This window comes from Mesorhizobium sp. M1273 (assembly GCF_040318195.1).
GTDB lineage: Bacteria > Pseudomonadota > Alphaproteobacteria > Rhizobiales > Rhizobiaceae > Mesorhizobium.
Window position 1 is genome coordinate 63,958 of sequence record NZ_JAMYLV010000022.1, and the last position, 15,133, is coordinate 79,090.

Annotated in this window: 16 protein-coding genes and 2 pseudogenes; 7 read left to right on the forward strand and 11 right to left on the reverse strand. The window is 62.6% G+C overall.

Annotated features, from left to right (window positions below; all coding sequences use genetic code 11):
- Nucleotides 1-2 precede the first annotated feature (2 nt).
- Together NKH30_RS21905 and NKH30_RS21910 are read right to left on the reverse strand one after the other, a co-directional pair.
- Nucleotides 3-1,802 (reverse strand): alpha/beta fold hydrolase, encoded by a 1,800-nt coding sequence (locus NKH30_RS21905; protein ID WP_352997016.1) that lies wholly within the window; start codon nt 1,800-1,802, stop codon nt 3-5.
- Complete coding sequence (locus NKH30_RS21910; RefSeq protein WP_352997018.1) at nt 1,795-2,382, reverse strand: amino acid synthesis family protein; 588 nt, start codon at nt 2,380-2,382, stop codon at nt 1,795-1,797. The genes NKH30_RS21905 and NKH30_RS21910 overlap by 8 nt, the downstream gene beginning before the upstream one ends.
- 140 nt (nt 2,383-2,522) lie before the next feature.
- On the opposite strand from NKH30_RS21910, the gene NKH30_RS21915 reads away from it, so the two are divergent.
- Both NKH30_RS21915 and dusA read left to right on the forward strand, forming a co-directional pair.
- A complete protein-coding gene (locus tag NKH30_RS21915; protein ID WP_023674997.1) occupies nt 2,523-3,194 on the forward strand; it encodes a GntR family transcriptional regulator in 672 nt (223 codons plus the stop codon).
- Between the two features lie 183 nt (nt 3,195-3,377).
- A complete protein-coding gene (dusA, locus tag NKH30_RS21920) occupies nt 3,378-4,370 on the forward strand; it encodes a tRNA dihydrouridine(20/20a) synthase DusA (RefSeq protein ID WP_352815609.1) in 993 nt (330 codons plus the stop codon).
- Between the two features lie 8 nt (nt 4,371-4,378).
- Here the strand turns inward: dusA and NKH30_RS21925 are convergent, their stop codons facing one another.
- Together NKH30_RS21925 and NKH30_RS21930 are read right to left on the reverse strand one after the other, a co-directional pair.
- Nucleotides 4,379-5,083: a TIGR02281 family clan AA aspartic protease gene (locus NKH30_RS21925; protein ID WP_352540527.1), complete on the reverse strand. Its 705-nt coding sequence runs from the start codon at nt 5,081-5,083 to the stop codon at nt 4,379-4,381.
- 13 nt (nt 5,084-5,096) lie between these two features.
- Nucleotides 5,097-5,330 (reverse strand): DUF1289 domain-containing protein, encoded by a 234-nt coding sequence (locus tag NKH30_RS21930; protein WP_352471906.1) that lies wholly within the window; start codon nt 5,328-5,330, stop codon nt 5,097-5,099.
- Between the two features lie 197 nt (nt 5,331-5,527).
- On the opposite strand from NKH30_RS21930, the gene NKH30_RS21935 reads away from it, so the two are divergent.
- On the forward strand, nt 5,528-6,526 hold the full coding sequence (locus NKH30_RS21935; RefSeq protein ID WP_352540671.1) for a nicotinate-nucleotide--dimethylbenzimidazole phosphoribosyltransferase: 999 nt from the start codon (nt 5,528-5,530) through the stop codon (nt 6,524-6,526).
- 4 nt (nt 6,527-6,530) lie between these two features.
- On the opposite strand, the gene NKH30_RS21940 is transcribed toward NKH30_RS21935, so the two are convergent.
- Nucleotides 6,531-8,045 (reverse strand): sensor histidine kinase, encoded by a 1,515-nt coding sequence (locus NKH30_RS21940; RefSeq protein ID WP_352997019.1) that lies wholly within the window; start codon nt 8,043-8,045, stop codon nt 6,531-6,533.
- Nucleotides 8,046-8,120: 75 nt separating this feature from the next.
- Between NKH30_RS21940 and NKH30_RS21945 the strand changes: the two genes are divergently transcribed.
- The 4 genes and pseudogenes from NKH30_RS21945 (at nt 8,121) to NKH30_RS21960 (ending at nt 10,721) form a co-directional block, all read left to right on the forward strand.
- Nucleotides 8,121-8,744: a thermonuclease family protein gene (locus NKH30_RS21945; RefSeq protein WP_352997021.1), complete on the forward strand. Its 624-nt coding sequence runs from the start codon at nt 8,121-8,123 to the stop codon at nt 8,742-8,744.
- 41 nt (nt 8,745-8,785) lie between these two features.
- The gene (locus tag NKH30_RS21950; RefSeq protein ID WP_352540524.1) at nt 8,786-9,397 is read left to right on the forward strand and encodes a glutathione S-transferase; all 612 of its coding nucleotides are present in this window, start codon (nt 8,786-8,788) and stop codon (nt 9,395-9,397) included.
- 13 nt (nt 9,398-9,410) lie between these two features.
- Nucleotides 9,411-10,028, forward strand: a pseudogene (locus tag NKH30_RS21955) (uracil-DNA glycosylase family protein); the annotation flags it as partial.
- 201 nt (nt 10,029-10,229) lie between these two features.
- On the forward strand, nt 10,230-10,721 hold the full coding sequence (locus NKH30_RS21960; RefSeq protein ID WP_023675006.1) for an Lrp/AsnC family transcriptional regulator: 492 nt from the start codon (nt 10,230-10,232) through the stop codon (nt 10,719-10,721).
- 11 nt (nt 10,722-10,732) lie between these two features.
- On the opposite strand, the gene NKH30_RS21965 is transcribed toward NKH30_RS21960, so the two are convergent.
- From NKH30_RS21965 to NKH30_RS21990, 6 genes and pseudogenes are all read right to left on the reverse strand, one after another.
- The gene (locus NKH30_RS21965; protein ID WP_352997023.1) at nt 10,733-11,305 is read right to left on the reverse strand and encodes a DUF3299 domain-containing protein; all 573 of its coding nucleotides are present in this window, start codon (nt 11,303-11,305) and stop codon (nt 10,733-10,735) included.
- 62 nt (nt 11,306-11,367) lie between these two features.
- On the reverse strand, nt 11,368-11,949 hold the full coding sequence (locus NKH30_RS21970; RefSeq protein WP_352540522.1) for a GNAT family N-acetyltransferase: 582 nt from the start codon (nt 11,947-11,949) through the stop codon (nt 11,368-11,370).
- Nucleotides 11,909-12,613, reverse strand: a complete 705-nt coding sequence (locus NKH30_RS21975) for a DNA alkylation repair protein (protein ID WP_352997025.1) — start codon at nt 12,611-12,613, stop codon at nt 11,909-11,911. Before NKH30_RS21975 ends, NKH30_RS21970 begins: the two co-directional genes overlap by 41 nt.
- A gap of 9 nt (nt 12,614-12,622) precedes the next feature.
- A pseudogene (locus tag NKH30_RS21980) lies at nt 12,623-13,498 on the reverse strand (NAD(P)-dependent oxidoreductase); the annotation flags it as partial.
- A 58-nt stretch (nt 13,499-13,556) separates the two neighbouring features.
- Nucleotides 13,557-14,384, reverse strand: a complete 828-nt coding sequence (locus NKH30_RS21985) for an ABC transporter permease (RefSeq protein ID WP_023675012.1) — start codon at nt 14,382-14,384, stop codon at nt 13,557-13,559.
- Nucleotides 14,381-15,094: an ABC transporter permease gene (locus NKH30_RS21990; protein WP_023675013.1), complete on the reverse strand. Its 714-nt coding sequence runs from the start codon at nt 15,092-15,094 to the stop codon at nt 14,381-14,383. Before NKH30_RS21990 ends, NKH30_RS21985 begins: the two co-directional genes overlap by 4 nt.
- Between the last annotated feature and the right edge of the window lie 39 nt (nt 15,095-15,133).

Consider the following 15,133-nt stretch of genomic DNA (forward strand, 5'->3'; position numbering starts at 1 on the left):
TTTCACCCGCGGCCGGAAAGAGGAATTTGAGAAGGCGAGGGCTTGGCGAGCGGCCGGACTTCGCCTTCGACCTCGTTGCCGACATAGACGCCGAATGCATCTTCCGTGCGTTCGCGCGCATAGCGGGCAAGCATCGAACGCACCGCGGGATCGGCGATCTTCAGATCGGCGATCTGCTCGATGTCGACAAGCCGCATCTGGCGATCGTCGGAATAGGACCCCTCGGCCGTTCCGCGATAATAAACATGCGTGCGCCAGGGTTCGGCGGCATCGTCCCACACCGCGAAAAGGAAGCCGAGCTGCGCGTCTATGGCCCTGGCGGCAAGGCGCCCCTTGAGGCTGCGCGCATCGTTGGGCGTGCCCAGTCCGCGCCCCGCAGGCAATTCATGAAACCCGTCGGCCGTTGCGAAGAACAGCACACGGCCCTCGTTCTCGAGAATGGCGCCGACCTCCGTATCGGGGGGCGCCGCCGCCAGCGCCTCCTGGCTGAGGCCGGGCGTGACGTAGGTGCCTCTGCAATAACCGAGGGGCTGGGCTCCGTTGTGGCTGAAGTCGTGGACGCGGCCGATGAGGATCGAGTGATCGCCAGCATCGACCAGCTGCTCCATGCCGCAATCGAACACTGCAACGGAGCCGTCGATCAGCGGATTGCCGGTTCGGCCCGGCTGCCAGGCCACGGCCGCGAACTTGTCCGCTGCTTTGGAAGCGAAGATGCCGGAATGGGCCTTCTGGTCCTCCGACAGGATGTTGATGGCGAAACCTCTCGATGTCGAAAAAGCACTGTGCCCCAGGGCCCTCTTGGCGATGCAGACAAGCACCAGCGGCGGCTCGAGCGAGACCGAGGTGAAGGAGTTGGCGGTGAAGCCGCGCGGTTCGCCTTCCGCTCCGATCGTTGTGACGATGGTGACACCGGTCAGGAACGAGCCGAGCGCGCGCCGGAATTCGCCGCTGTCAAAGACTGCATCCGTCTCCGGCTTCACGCCAGCGTCTCCTGCCGTGTCGAGAAATTCCATGATGTGTTTGGTCACTTTTTCAGGTGAAGCCATTGCCATCATATGCCTTTCTCCATTGAGCACGAGGCATTGGCCGTGCGGCGCAAGCCTCGCCATCGCCGCCGACATGGCCGGGGTCGAATTGCTGTCCTGCGACCCGGTCATGAACAGGGCCGGCGCGGCAAGACCGGGGAGAGCATCGGCGTGCTCGGCATCGGCATGGGCAAAAAGGCGATAGGTGCGCGCGTAGCCTTCGGGGTAGACCCTTTCAAGGGCGGCGCGCGCGGTAGAGGCCGCCCCGATAAGATTCGCCGGCAGCGGGTCGCCGAACCAGCGGGCAAGCGTAGCCGCAATGGCGGAAGGGTTGCCATGGGTGCCGAGCGCGGCCGCACGCTCGCGTACGGCCTGCGCCAAGGCCGCGGGGCGGCGGAATACCGCATTGAGACAGACGATTGAGCGAACGCGCGATGGGGTGCGAAGGGCGATCTCCAGAGCGACCAGCGCGCCCATCGAATGGCCAACGATCGATACCGACGCCACGCCGAGATGGTCGAGAAGGCGAACCGCCTGATCGGCGAAATCCGACAGGCTGGCTTCTTCCGGCGGCAGCGGTGAAACGCCGTGGCCGAGCATGTCGATGGCGATCAGGTCATGATGGTGTTTCATCGCCGCGATCTGATCGTGCCAGATCGCGGCGTTCATGCCGACACCGTGAATGAGCAGAACCGGCGCGCCGGAGCCGGCGCGGATGAAGCCGGTGCCGTCCGGAGCCGTGTCCCGGACCCATGCGGTGGCAGCGACGTCAGCCATGCAGGTCTCCGACCTCCTTGAGGTCCTGATAGCGGTCGCCGATACGATGGTGCGGGCGGCCGCCAATCGAAGCGCCAAGCGCCACCACCAGCTCGTCGGGCGCGGGCGCGTCGCCGATCTGGAAATGTACGGTCAGATAGTGGGAGCGTCGGCCTTCGTCGTTCTTGTCCATCAGCGGGATCATGATCGGGGTGTTCGGCCCTCCGCGCAGATTGGTGAAGGCGAGATAGGTCTTGGCGCCGACCGCGCGACGGTAATGGTTGCCGAAATGCAGCGTATGGATCAGCGCCGATGCATGCTCGATCTCGCCCGCCGTGCCGCAGACCGCGGCCTTGCCGTAGCCCTCTATCGCCTCGCCGGAACCGGCAACGGCGATAATCTCGTGGGTCAGCAGTTCACCGAGGACGGGAGCAATGGCGCGGATCTCCGGCGACAGGTCGTCGGTGAAACCGCGGCCGGCCCAAGGATTTGTCAGCACAGCGGCGACACCGATCAGACGCAGCGGTTTTGGGGCTTCCTTGCCGCCCTCGATTAGCGTGTTCTCGATGTAGGTGACGATCTTTCGAATGGCTGGTTTCATGAAAGTCCTCGGTCGCCGCGGCGCTGTGCAACGCCGAAATCTTTACATTATCTTATGGTATACCATACTACGGAGCACCAGAAGCCTTGTCAATCGGCTATGGAATCTGTTTTGTGGCCGGATCGGGGTAGGGAGAGAAAATGTCAGGCGATACGCTGCGGATCGACCGCTCTGCCAAGACGCTGAGGACGCTGGCGCTGGAGCGCATGCGTGAGGCGATCATGGGCTTCCATTTCCAGCCTGGCGAAAGGCTGGTCGAGCGGCCGCTATGCGATCAGCTCGGGGTAAGCCGTTCCGTCGTGCGCGAGGTGCTGCGGCAGCTGGAGGCGGAAGGCCTGGTGCAGATGATACCGGGCCACGGACCCGCCGTGGCCAAGCCGGATCTCGGCCGCACCGACGAAATCTATGAATTGCGGGCGCTGCTCGAGGGCATCGCGGCGCGGGCTTGCGCCCTGACAGCCACGGACGCGCAGATCGCCTCGCTCGATGCCGCCTTGACTAACCTGCTTGAGGCGTGGGCGTCCGGTGCGCCTGTCGAGGTGATGCGGGCAACGACCAAGTTCTACGAAACGCTGTTCGAGGCGGCGGACAAGCGCATTGCCTGGGAAATCGTGACGGGGCTGAATGTCCGCATCAACCAGCTCCGCTCAATGACGATCGCGTCGGAGAACCGCCGCGAGCCGGCGATCGCCGAAATGACCGAAATCATGGATGCAATCCGCTCGCGCAAGCCGGACGAGGCGGAGGAGGCGGCGCGGCGGCATGTCGAATCCGCGTGGCAGATCGCCCGCAACACGCTTCGCCTTGGCTGACTGGTATGCCGCCGGCGGTCCATCGTCCCACGGCAGGCATCTAACTGGTGCGTACAGTGACATGTGTGACATGCCAATTTGCTTTCAGTTGCGGCGGCAAAATCGTATATCGGGTCAGTTAGGTGTGCATCTTTTGCCAAATTGCTCTGTCATTCGAACGGACTGAGACAGAAAAGTAGTAAAATGAACATGTTACGCCACAAAGTTGCCGTGGCGCCGATGATGGATTGGACGGACCGGCACTGCCGGTTCTTCCATCGCCAGCTGACGCGCGAGGCGCTGCTCTATACCGAGATGGTGGTGGCCGATGCGGTCATCCACGGCGCACGCGAGCGGCTGCTTGGCTTCGACGACAACGAACATCCGTTGGCGCTGCAACTCGGCGGCGCCGATCCGGGAAAGCTGGCCGAGGCGGCGCGCATCGGCGAAGCCTTCGGCTATGATGAAATCAACCTCAATGTCGGCTGCCCGTCCGACCGCGTCCAGTCGGGCACCTTCGGCGCGTGCCTGATGAAGACGCCCGTGCTCGTCGCGGATTGCGTCGCGGCAATGAAGGCGGCGGTGAAAATACCGGTCACCGTCAAGTGCCGTATCGGCGTCGATGAGCAGGATCCGGAACCGGCACTCGATGCGTTGGCCGATGGTGTTTTCGCGGCCGGCGCCGACGCGCTGTGGGTGCACGCCCGCAAGGCCTGGCTGGAAGGACTGAGCCCAAAGGAAAATCGCGACATCCCGCCGCTCGACTATGGCCGCGTCTATCGGCTGAAAGCCAGAAAACAAAACAAATTCATCGGCATCAATGGCGGTATTCAATCTCTCGCAGAGGCGCTGACGCATCTCGACCATGTCGATGGCGCCATGCTCGGCCGCGCCGCCTATCACACGCCAGGGATACTCACCGGCATCGATGCCGCGTTTTACGGCAGCACAGCTGAGTCGTTCGATTTTGTCGCACTGATCGATGCCATGGCGGATTACGCGTCACGCCATATCGAGCAGGGCGGACGCCTCGGGCATGTCACCCGGCACATGGTCGGGCTGTTTCACGGCCTGCCCGGTGCACGCCGCTATCGGCAAATCCTGTCCACCGATGCGACAAGGCCGGGTGCCGGACCGCAGGTGCTCAAGGCGGCTTTTGCAGAGGTCGATTTCGGCCGGACCGCAGAGGCGGCCTGAGGAAAAACTCAATCCCGCAAAATCATGCGATCGCCACGTACGTCGAAGCCCGATAGCGAGCCGATGAAATTCATGCCGAGCAGGCTCTGGCCGAGCGTGCCGGGTGCGGCGATCATGATGGGCATGTCCTTGCGCACGATGCCGCCGATCGACAGTTCGTCGGTTCGCACCGCCGCCGCGCGTGTCATGCCGTTGGCGGTAGAGATCGGTATGGTGAAGCGGAGAGCCGCCGAATTGAACCCGACCGCCAGCGCGTCCTCGGCGGTCAGAACGGTGCTGGTCGCGCCGGTATCGACAACCGTCAGGATCGGCGTGCCGTTGATCGTGACGCGCGCTTCGAAATGGCCGCTGCCGGCCTTGTCCAGGGTGACGGTGGCATGGCCTTCTTCCACGCCCAGCGCCAGCGGACTGCCGGGAACAAGGCCGGCGGTGACGCGGCTGGCGAAATCCTGCAACTCATAGCGGTACTGATAGCCGGCGATCAGCGCCAGCACGATGGCACCCCAGGCGCCGAGGCTGCGGGCCATGGTGCCTAACGGTCTGCCCGATCTGAGCAGGCCGGCGCCGACGAGCGCCGCTAAAGCGCTAAGCCAGATCAGCTGGCTGAAATCGTAATTCTCAATGCCGAATGTACTGCCGGCGGAATCGTTGAGCATGAGCAGGAGTACACCTGCCCCGATCGCGACGATCAGAATCCACAGCAGTCGGTTCATCTCTGCGGCCGGTTCACGAGAGGGCGTCGCGTTCGCGTGCCATGCGGCTGCGACGGGTTTCCCGGCGGGGGCGTCGCTCGACCGTTTCCAGCCTTGCCGGCAGCTCGGCCATGACGCTGCGGCGGGTTTGCGGGGTCATGTCGATCCAGGCAGCGATTTCCGCGCGCGTGCGCCCGCAACCGAAACAGAAGCCGGTTTTCATATCGATCGAGCAGACCAGGATGCACGGGGATTCAATGGCCGTCATAAGGATTTCCTTGGCTAGCCTCCACATGGTGCAACGACAAAGTCAATACAAGCCCTCCGGGAAGCGCCGCCAACGGGTGCTTTCGCGTCAATACCTCGAAGTTGTACCAGGCCTGGAGCTTGTGCCGGCTTGAGGTTGTGCCGGCTGGCCAAGGCGGCTATGCCGCTCACCAATTCACACGGACGATCGCCATCGACATGACCAGCACGCTGCCTTTCGACGATTTTCGCGACCTCCTGGTGAGCCTGCCGCCGGGAGATATGGCGGCCAAGGCCCGCGTGCGCCAGTTGTTTGCCAAGGCAGACAAGCCCAAAGGGTCGCTTGGCCGCATCGAGGACATCGCCGCCTGGCTTGCCGGGTGGAGCGGCCGCGCGCCGCCGGCGGTGACGCGGCCATTGGTGGCGATCTTTGCCGGCAATCATGGCGTCACCCGCCACGGCATTTCGCCGCGCCCGGCCGCCGCCACCGCAAATGCAGTCGAGCTCTGCGCCGCCGGCGGTGCAGCAATCAACCAGATCTGCATCGCCAACGATCTCGGCTTGAAGGTGTTCGATCTGGCTCTGCACATCCCGACAACCGACATTACCGAGGATGCGGCACTGGACGAGCGCGGTTGTGCCGCTACCATGGCCTTCGGCATGGAAGCGATTGCCGGCGGTACCGACCTGCTTTGCCTTGGCGACCTCGGCGTCGGCAATTCGACTGTCGCTGCGGCCCTTTGCACGGCACTGTTCGGCGGCACCGGCGCCGACTGGGTCGGACCTGGATCAGGGGCAGACGCGGCGATGCAGAGGCGCAAGGCGGAGGTGGTCGATGCCGCGGTCGCGTTTCACGGCGCGAGCCTCAAGGACCCGCTGGAAGCGCTGCGCCGGGTCGGCGGGCGGGAATTCGCCGCGATCTGCGGCGCCATTCTGGCGGCGCGGATGCAGAAGATCCCGGTGCTGCTCGATGGGTTTGCGGTGACTGCCGCCGCTGGTGTCCTACATGCCGCCAACCCCGCCGCGCTCGATCATTGTCTCCTCGCAAGCCTGTCGCCGGAGCCTGGTCATGCCAAGGCCGCCGAGCGCCTCGGCCTTCGCCCGCTGCTCGATCTGGGCGTCAGTCAAGGCGAGGCAGTAGGGGCGGCTCTTGCCGCCGGCCTGATCAAGGCGGCCGCGCTGACCAGCTCCGGCATGGCAGCGGCGGTCCGCGGTTGAGCATTCAGCGCCGGCGCGAGGCAACGGCCTTGGTCGGCAGCGCCGGCAGTTCCTCCATTACCCGGCTCAGCGGGAAGATGGCGATCGCCTCGGTGCCTTCGCGCAGCCTGGAATGGAGCTGGAATTCGCCGCCATGCATGGCCAGCAAGCCTTGCACGATCGGCAGGCCAAGCCCGGTGCCCTGTTCGGCGCTCTTGATGGCGATCGAGCCCTGGCCGAAGGCCGAGAGCACGATCGGAATCTCGTCTTCCGGTATGCCCGGCCCATTGTCCTTGACGGAGAGATATTGCCCGCCGCCCGCCGTCCAGCCGACGCGCACGCGGATTTCGCCGCCGGTGGCGGTGAACTTGATGGCATTGGACAACAGGTTGAGCGCAATCTGCCGCACCGCGCGTTCGTCGGCAAACAGGCGCGGCAAGGCGTTTTCGAAATCCTGGACGATGCGGATGTCCTTGTTGCGCGCCTTCAGCTCCATCATGTGGCAGCAATCCTCAACGACTGAGAGCAGCATCATCGGCTCCTCGTTGAGCTGGTAGCGGCCCGCTTCGATGCGCGACAAATCGAGAATTTCGTTGATCAGGTCGAGCAGATGCTGTCCGGAGTCGTGCACGTCACGGGCATAGTCGCGATAGGTCGGGTTGCTCATCGGGCCGAGCACCTCGTTGGCCATCACTTCAGAAAAGCCGAGAATGGCGTTGAGCGGTGTGCGCAGTTCGTGGCTCATCGAGGCCAGGAAACGCGATTTCGCCAGATTGGCGTCTTCCGCCCGCCGCCGTGCCTCGTCCGACATCGATTTCGCCGTCTCCAGTTCGGCAATCAGCGCATCCTTTTCGGAGCGGAACGACAGCAGCATCAGCGAGGAACGGTTGAGCTGGCGCGCTACATAGGCGAAGAAAGGCAACGAGGCGATCAGCAAGCCTGCCATGATCGCCTCGACCGGCATCCATAATTTCGCACTGGCATAAGCATAGATGGCGACCGGGAGCGCGAAGGTCGCCAACAGCGCACCGCGCAGGGACGAGGCCAGGATCGCAGTTGCCGACATGGCGAGCAGCAGCACCACCGCCTTGGCGACCTGGAACTGATCCATTTGGCAAGCTTCGCAGCCGAGCCATGCGAACCAGGCCCAGCCAAGCCCGCACAGAAAATGGCCGATCAGGAAATCCCTATGCGTTTCCAGCGGGTTGAGCTCGGACGCTTGAGTGACGCGTCTGGCCATGAATGCAACGATGGTATAGCAGATGAATGTGAACAGCGCCCAGACGCCGATCTCCTTGCCGACGCCCGCGAACAAGCCTGCCGCGGCCGTTGCCAGGATGAGCAGCGGAATGACGATCACGCCGCCGGTCATCGAAAGCGCGTGGAGCTTCAACAGCTCGCGGTCGAAGTCGGGATTTCCGGCTTGCTGCGAAAGACGGTCGCGCGTCTTGCGCACCGCGCGCGCGACATCGCTGTTGCGATGGCGTTTTCTGCGGTCCACAATAAACTTGTCTGCCATGGTCGAGCGTTGCACGGGCATGAAGTCTTCAATTTACGCGGGCAGCAATTTCAAATCGTTAAGCTACGTTCGAATGATTAACCAACGGTTTGCCATATGAGCCGTTCGTGGTCGCGATGGCCGCGCCAGCGATACTATGCGCCGCGTCCGCGAAGCCTGTGGCGCCGACTGATGGACTATGGGCTGACACTCATCGTGCTCGGCCTGGCGATCCTCCTGGCGGCGCGACTCGACCGGATCGAGACGCGCAAGACGGAGGGCGCGGCCACTGTCAATGACGGCGATAGCATCACGCTCGGCGGCGAGCGCATCCGCATGCGTGGCATCGACGCGCCGGAATATTCGCAGATCTGCCGCAAGGACGGTGCCGACTATCCTTGCGGCAAGCTCGCGCGGCAGTCCCTGGTGCGGTTGATCGCCGGCAAAGCCGTCTCCTGCAGCGGCTGGCAGCGGGACCGCTACGGCAGGCTGCTCGGCGACTGCAAGGCCGGCGGCAAGGATCTCAACCGCGCACAGGTCGAGGCCGGCTGGGCGGTCGCCTTTGGCGATTTCGAGACCGAGGAAGCTGCTGCGCGCGCGGGCAAAGCCGGCATCTGGGGCGGAACTTTCGACGAGCCGAAGAACTGGCGCGAGAGCCACGGCCACGAGCTGGTTGAAAGAAAGCACGGTACCTTGGCGTCGATCGGCGACGCCTTGCGCAAAATTTTTCGCTTCTGGTGAGCTGTGCCTATAGTTCGTCGAGGCGGACGAGGAGGATAGAGATGAAGCTGTTCGACGGCGGGCGCGCGCCCAACCCACGCCGGGTTCGGATTTTTCTGGCCGAAAAGGGACTTCAGGTTCCGCTGGTGCCCGTCGACATGGGCGCGCTGGAGCACAAAGAGCAGCCGGTCAGCTCGCGCAATCCGCTGAAGCGTCTACCGGTGCTCGAGCTCGACGACGGCACTGTCATCACCGAATCCGTCGCAATCTGTCGTTACTTCGAGGAACTGCACCCCGAGCCGGCTTTGTTCGGGCGTGGCGCGCTCGGCAAGGCGATCGTCGAGATGTGGCAAAGACGTGTGGAGTTCAATCTGTTCGGCTGCGTCGCTGCGGCGTTCCGGCACATCCACCCCGCAATGAGGGAATGGGAGATCCCGCAAATCCCCGAATGGGGCGAGGCCAACAAGCCGAAGGCGATCGAATTCCTGAGATTTCTGGACACTGAGCTCGCCGGCAGGGAATTCGTCGCCGGCGATGCCTATTCGATCGCCGACATCACCGGGCTGGTCGCCATCGACTTCATGAAGCCGGCTCGCATCAAGGTACCCGAAGAGTGCACGAACGTGCTGCGCTGGCATCGGGAAATCTCCAGCCGGCCGAGTGCCGCCGCCTGACAACGAGTTCCGAATGAGCGAAGAGCTGGAAGCCTTGGCGGCGAGGGTACGCGCCTGCCGCACCTGCGTCGATAACCCGGCCGGCAGGCCGTTGCCGCACCAGCCGCGTCCGGTGCTCAGGCCATCGTCGAGTGCGCGTATCCTGATCGCCAGCCAGGCGCCGGGTACCAAGGTTCACATTACAGGGATGCCGTTCACCGACGCCTCCGGCGACCGGCTGCGAAGCTGGCTGGGCGTCGGCAGCGAGGAATTTTACGACACGGACAAATTCGCCATCGTGCCGATGGGCTTTTGCTTTCCCGGTCAGGACGCCAGGGGCGCCGACCTGCCGCCGCGCCGCGAATGTGCGCCGGCCTGGCGCACATCGCTGATGGCGCTGATGCCGCAAGTCGATATGGTGCTGACGATCGGCATCTACGCGCAAAGCTGGCATATGGGCGCGGCGCGCCGTCCCTCGCTGACGGAAACGGTCATGGATTGGCGTGCCATCTGGGCGGCGGCAACCGACCCGAAAGTCCTGCCGCTGCCGCACCCGTCCTGGCGCAACACCGGCTGGCTGAAGCGCAATCCATGGTTTGAAATGGATTTGCTGCCCTTTCTGAGATCGGAAATCCGCTATCGCCTCGGCTAGGCATTCAGCAAGAAATCACTCGCTTTCGCACTATGCGGCAGAATTTCTTTCTTGTAATAGGCTCGAGCAAGAGGGATTATGGTAATCCATTCCTCGAAGCGCGCCGCGCATGAGGGGACGCGCGTTAAATTCTTGTTTTTATGCATGTCGTTGTGCCAAGGCCGCTGCGCACTTGGACGACTTGCATCAGGGGAGCACCCAATGGACCGCCTTGATAGAAAAATTCTCCGCCTCCTGCAGGAGGATGCGACGCTTGCAGTCGCCGACGTCGCCAAGAAGGTCGGCCTGTCGACGACGCCGTGCTGGCGGCGCATCCAGAAGCTCGAGGAAGAGGGCGTCATCAAGCGGCGCGTCGCCATCCTCGATCATGAAAAGGTCAACGTGCGGGTAACGGTGTTCGTCTCGATCCGCACCAATTCGCACAGCCATGAATGGCTGCGGCGCTTTTCGGAGGTCATCCAGGAATTCCCGGAAGTGGTCGAATTCTATCGCATGAGCGGCGACGTCGACTATCTCTTGCGCGTCGTGGTGCCCGATATCGCCGCCTACGACGCCTTCTACAAGCGGCTGATCGCCAAGATCGAGATCCGCGACGTGTCGTCTTCCTTCGCCATGGAGCAGATCAAATACACGACCGAGATGCCGCTGGATTACATGATGCTCGACAAGGAGTCCGGCGCCAACGCCGCCTGAGATTTTTCTGTTTAGTTCTTCTTTTTGTTGAGGAAACTCCAGGGCGAGTTGACCGGCAGCGTGATCGTGTCCGGCACGGCGCCGACGTTAACCACCTCGGCCTTGCGCACGGTGTAGCCCGACTGGATGACACTGACGCCGTCGAGGATGAAAAGCTGGCTCTTCTCCATGCCCGGCCGTAATGCGCCGGTCACCGAAACCGGCTGGTAGGCCTCGGACATCCTGTAAGGCTGTGCAGGCGTGACGAGGACGATCTGGTTGGGCGGCGGCGTCGGCATGTGGCTGCAGGCTCCCGTCCACGGCACCAGCAGGAATTGGTAGACGAGATCACCATCGCGGTCGACCGGCAGCGCATAGCCTGCGAGTTGCACGGTCTTGTCCTGCAAGTCGAGTGAGAGCGTCTCGCCACGATCCGGCATTTTGGCCGCGATCATCGGCAGTCCGACGCTTTCGGCGGCTGCCTGGGTAGCCGGGCGCAGATCCTTCCAGAAAATGTGCGTGGTCCCAGTGGAAGCGCTTGCCGCGATCGCGGACGCCAACAAGGCAGTTGCCATGATCGTGCCTGATTTAAAACGGTTGCTCATCGCTGCTCCGCCGTTGAGCCTTGATCTGCGGACATCAAGTAAAGCTGCCGCTGCCTCACAGGTCAACGCTCAAGCCGCATCACATGCCGGCGTGAGCCGGTCATGCCGATCTCGCGAAAGCCGCGGGCGACGAACATGTCGCGAAAACCCATGAAGCTGTAGCTCGGCGAAGCCTGGTCGACGGGATAGGCTTCGATCGTCCTGGCGCCTTTGGCAAAGGCGTGATCGATGGCCGCGTCGAGCAATGCGCTTGCCAGCCCGCCGCCGCGCAACGCTCTCGGCACAAAGAAGCAGACGATCGACCAGATGCCCATCTCGCTATCGTCCTGCTGCCGTGACAGCTTGCGGTAGGTCTCGCGCGGCGCAATCGAGCACCAGCCGACGGTCCGGCCATCGATCTGGGCGACAATGCCGACCGGCGTGCCGGCGTCTATCAGCGTCATCATCGCGCGTTTCGTCTCGTCGTTCTCGACATGCTCGCGGCGGTCGAGATTGCGCCAAGCCATACACCAGCAGTATTTCGGCCCGCCGGGTTGCTCGAACAGGTTTTCGAAATCGGCGCGCGTCGATTGCTTCACCTCGGTGAAGCGCACTTCGCTCAGGTCAAGCTTTTCTGGCGGCGAGCCGCTCGAGCGTCTTGGCATCGGAAAGTTCCTTCACGGCGTCCTTGCCGATCCAGCGTGCGGTCCTGTCTGTCGAGGCCGCCAGTTTTAGCGCCACGGCAAGGGCAGGGCCGTGCAAATTCATCGATCGCTTGCCGATCGAACGAAGCGCCCAGCTCACGGCCTTCTTCACAAAATTGCGGGCGTCGGTCGCATGCGCTTCGATGATCGGCAAGAATTCGAGGAAGGTCGTCTCGGGTTCCTTCTTCCGGTGGACTACCGACCAGGCCATCATCGCAAAAGCCGTGCGTCGAACGAATTCCCGTTCGTCGACCGCGAATTCGGCGATCAATTCCTTCCAGCAATCCGTGTCGACAAAGAGATCGGAGACCCCGTCGACGATATCCCACGAGTCGAAAGTCGCCGCCCATCGTCTTGCATCCGCGGAGGAGAACCGCTCCGGATCGGCTGTCACGGAAGCGATGAACTGCGCCTCCATGATGCCTGTCTGCCAAAGCTCAAAGGCACGCTCATGGTTGCGCTTGATTTTCTTGGCAATCTGCCGCTGCACGCCATGCGAGATACCGAGCGCACGTTCGATCTTGATGCCGTAGCGCAGCATGCCAAGCCGATTTTCCTCCGAGGCGATCGAGCGCAGATGAGCAACGATTTCATCGGCGCTGGATTGAGGCGAAAGCTCGGCCACGGTGAAGTCCTATTTCTCCAGCCGCGCCAGCAGCGAGGACGTGTCCCAGCGCTTGCCGCCCATCGCCTGCACGTCCTTGTAGAACTGGTCGACAAGTGCCGTCACCGGCAGTTTGGCGCCATTGCGGTCGGCCTCGGCGAGGCAGATGCCAAGATCCTTGCGCATCCAGTCGACGGCGAAGCCGAAATCATATTTGCCGGCATTCATCGTCTTGTGCCGGTTCTCCATCTGCCAGGAACCGGCCGCACCCTTGGAAATCACCTCGATGACCTTTTCGATGTCGAGCCCTGCCTTCTTGCCGAAATGGATGCCCTCGGCCAGGCCCTGAACGAGGCCGGCGATGCAGATCTGGTTGATCATCTTGGTGAGCTGGCCAGCCCCGGCCGGTCCCATCAATCCGACCATGCGGGCATAAGCATCTATGACTGGCTTGGCCCTGTCGAAGGCGTCCGGCTCGCCGCCGACCATCACGGTCAGCACGCCGTTCTCGGCGCCTGCCTGGCCGCCGGAGACCGGGGCATCCAGAAACGAAAAGCCGAGCGCTTGCGCGTGCTGCGCCAGTTCGCGCGCGACTTCGGCCGATGCGGTCGTATTGTCGATGAAGATGGCGCCTTTCCTCATGGAGCTGAACGCGCCTGCGGCGCCGGTCGTCACCGAACGCAGATCGTCGTCATTGCCGACGCAGGAAAAGACAAAGTCCTTTCCCTCGGACGCCTCTGCCGGCGTTGCAGCGAGGCTGCCGCCATGCTGGGCAACCCACTGCTCGGCCTTGGCGCTGGTACGATTGTAGACGGTGACATCGTAACCGCCCTTGTTCTTGAGATGTCCGGCCATCGGATAACCCATGACGCCAAGACCAAGAAATGCCACCGAAGCCATGTTTTCGAATCCCTTAGAAGCCTGCTTTGCGGTCTTCTTACCGGATCAGGCAAGGCGATGGGAGTCAGCGGTGCAGGTGGATGGTGATGCGCCGTTCGATCCACTCGACGCCGTGGCGCAATGTTTCCACGATGATCAGATAGATGATCGCCGCCCAGATATACGACTGAAAGTCGAAGGTGCGCGCATAGGTGAGCCGGGTGATGCCCATCAAATCGTAGACCGTGATAATGGCGACGATTGCCGAGCCCTTGATCATCAGGATGATCTCGTTGCCATAGGGGCGTAGCGCCACAATCAGCGCCTGCGGCAGGATGATTTTCCACATCGTCTGTAGTTTATGCAGGCCGAGCGAGGCGGCACCTTCCCACTGGCCTCTCGGCACGCTCTCGATCGCGCCACGCAAAATCTCGGCCTGGTACGCGGCCGTATTCAGCGAAAAGGCGAAGATCGCGCAGTTGAACGCCTCGCGGAAGAAACCCCACAGGCCGACCATCTCGAGTTCCGGCCGGAAGGAGCCGACCCCGTAGTAAACCAGGAAGGTCTGCGCCAACAGCGGCGTGCCGCGAAAAAAATAGACATAGGCATAGGCAAACCCCGAGAGGATCGGGTTCTTCGACATGCGTGCATAGGCGATGGGCACCGACAGGATTGCGCCAAGCACAATCGAGATGGCAACCAGCAACAGGGTGATGCCGAGGCCGGAAATGTAGCCGGGTGCATATTTCTGGAAGAACTCCGGGTTCCACGCAGCGACCAGGTAGACGACCATGCCGATGCCGAGAGCGATCCACAGGCCGACCAGGACATGGCCGAGGATGCGTTGGCGCGACCAGCCGCGTGCGGGCGGCGGCGGCCGGTCGACCTTCAGCGTGTCGGTGGCCAGGCTCATCTCTTGACCTCGCTGCCGCCGACCGCTCGTTCGATCGCATTGATGCCGAAGGAGGAGACGATCGCCAGCAGGAGATAGATCAGGCCGGCAAAGCCGTAAAACAGGAAGGCATGCTTGGTGACGCGAGCGGCAACCCCGCTCTGCCGGAGGATCTCGTTGAGCCCGACGGCCGAGACGAGCGCGGTGTCCTTGAGCAGGATAAGCCAGAGATTGGCAAGTCCGGGCAACGCGATGCGGATCAACTGCGGCAACACGATCAGCCGCATCGTCTGGCCGCTGGACAGGCCAACCGAATAGCCTCCCTCATATTGCCCTTTTGGAATCGCGCGGAACGCGGATAAAAACACCTCGCTGGAATAAGAGGAGAAAATGAAGCACAGCGCGATCATGCCCGCGACGAAGCTGTTGACGTCGGCGGACGTTCCAGGGCTCACCAGCCGGACAATGTACTGCAGGATCAATGGGATGCCGAAGAAGATGAGAAATAGGGTGAGCAGCTCGGGTATTCCGCGAAAAATCGTGGTGTAGATGTTCCCGGCCAGTCTCAGCGACGGCTCTTCCGATTGTTTGGCCAGCGCCACGAAAAAGCCGAGCGTCAGCCCGAAGGGCAGAGTGGCCAGCGCAAGACATACCGTGACAAATACACCCGCGGCGATGTCGTCGAGCCAGCCTTCGGGTCCCCAACTGAGAAGCGTCAGTGCGCTCTGCATCCGCCTGCCTGTTCTCCTTGAGGCTCTTCGAGACCCGTA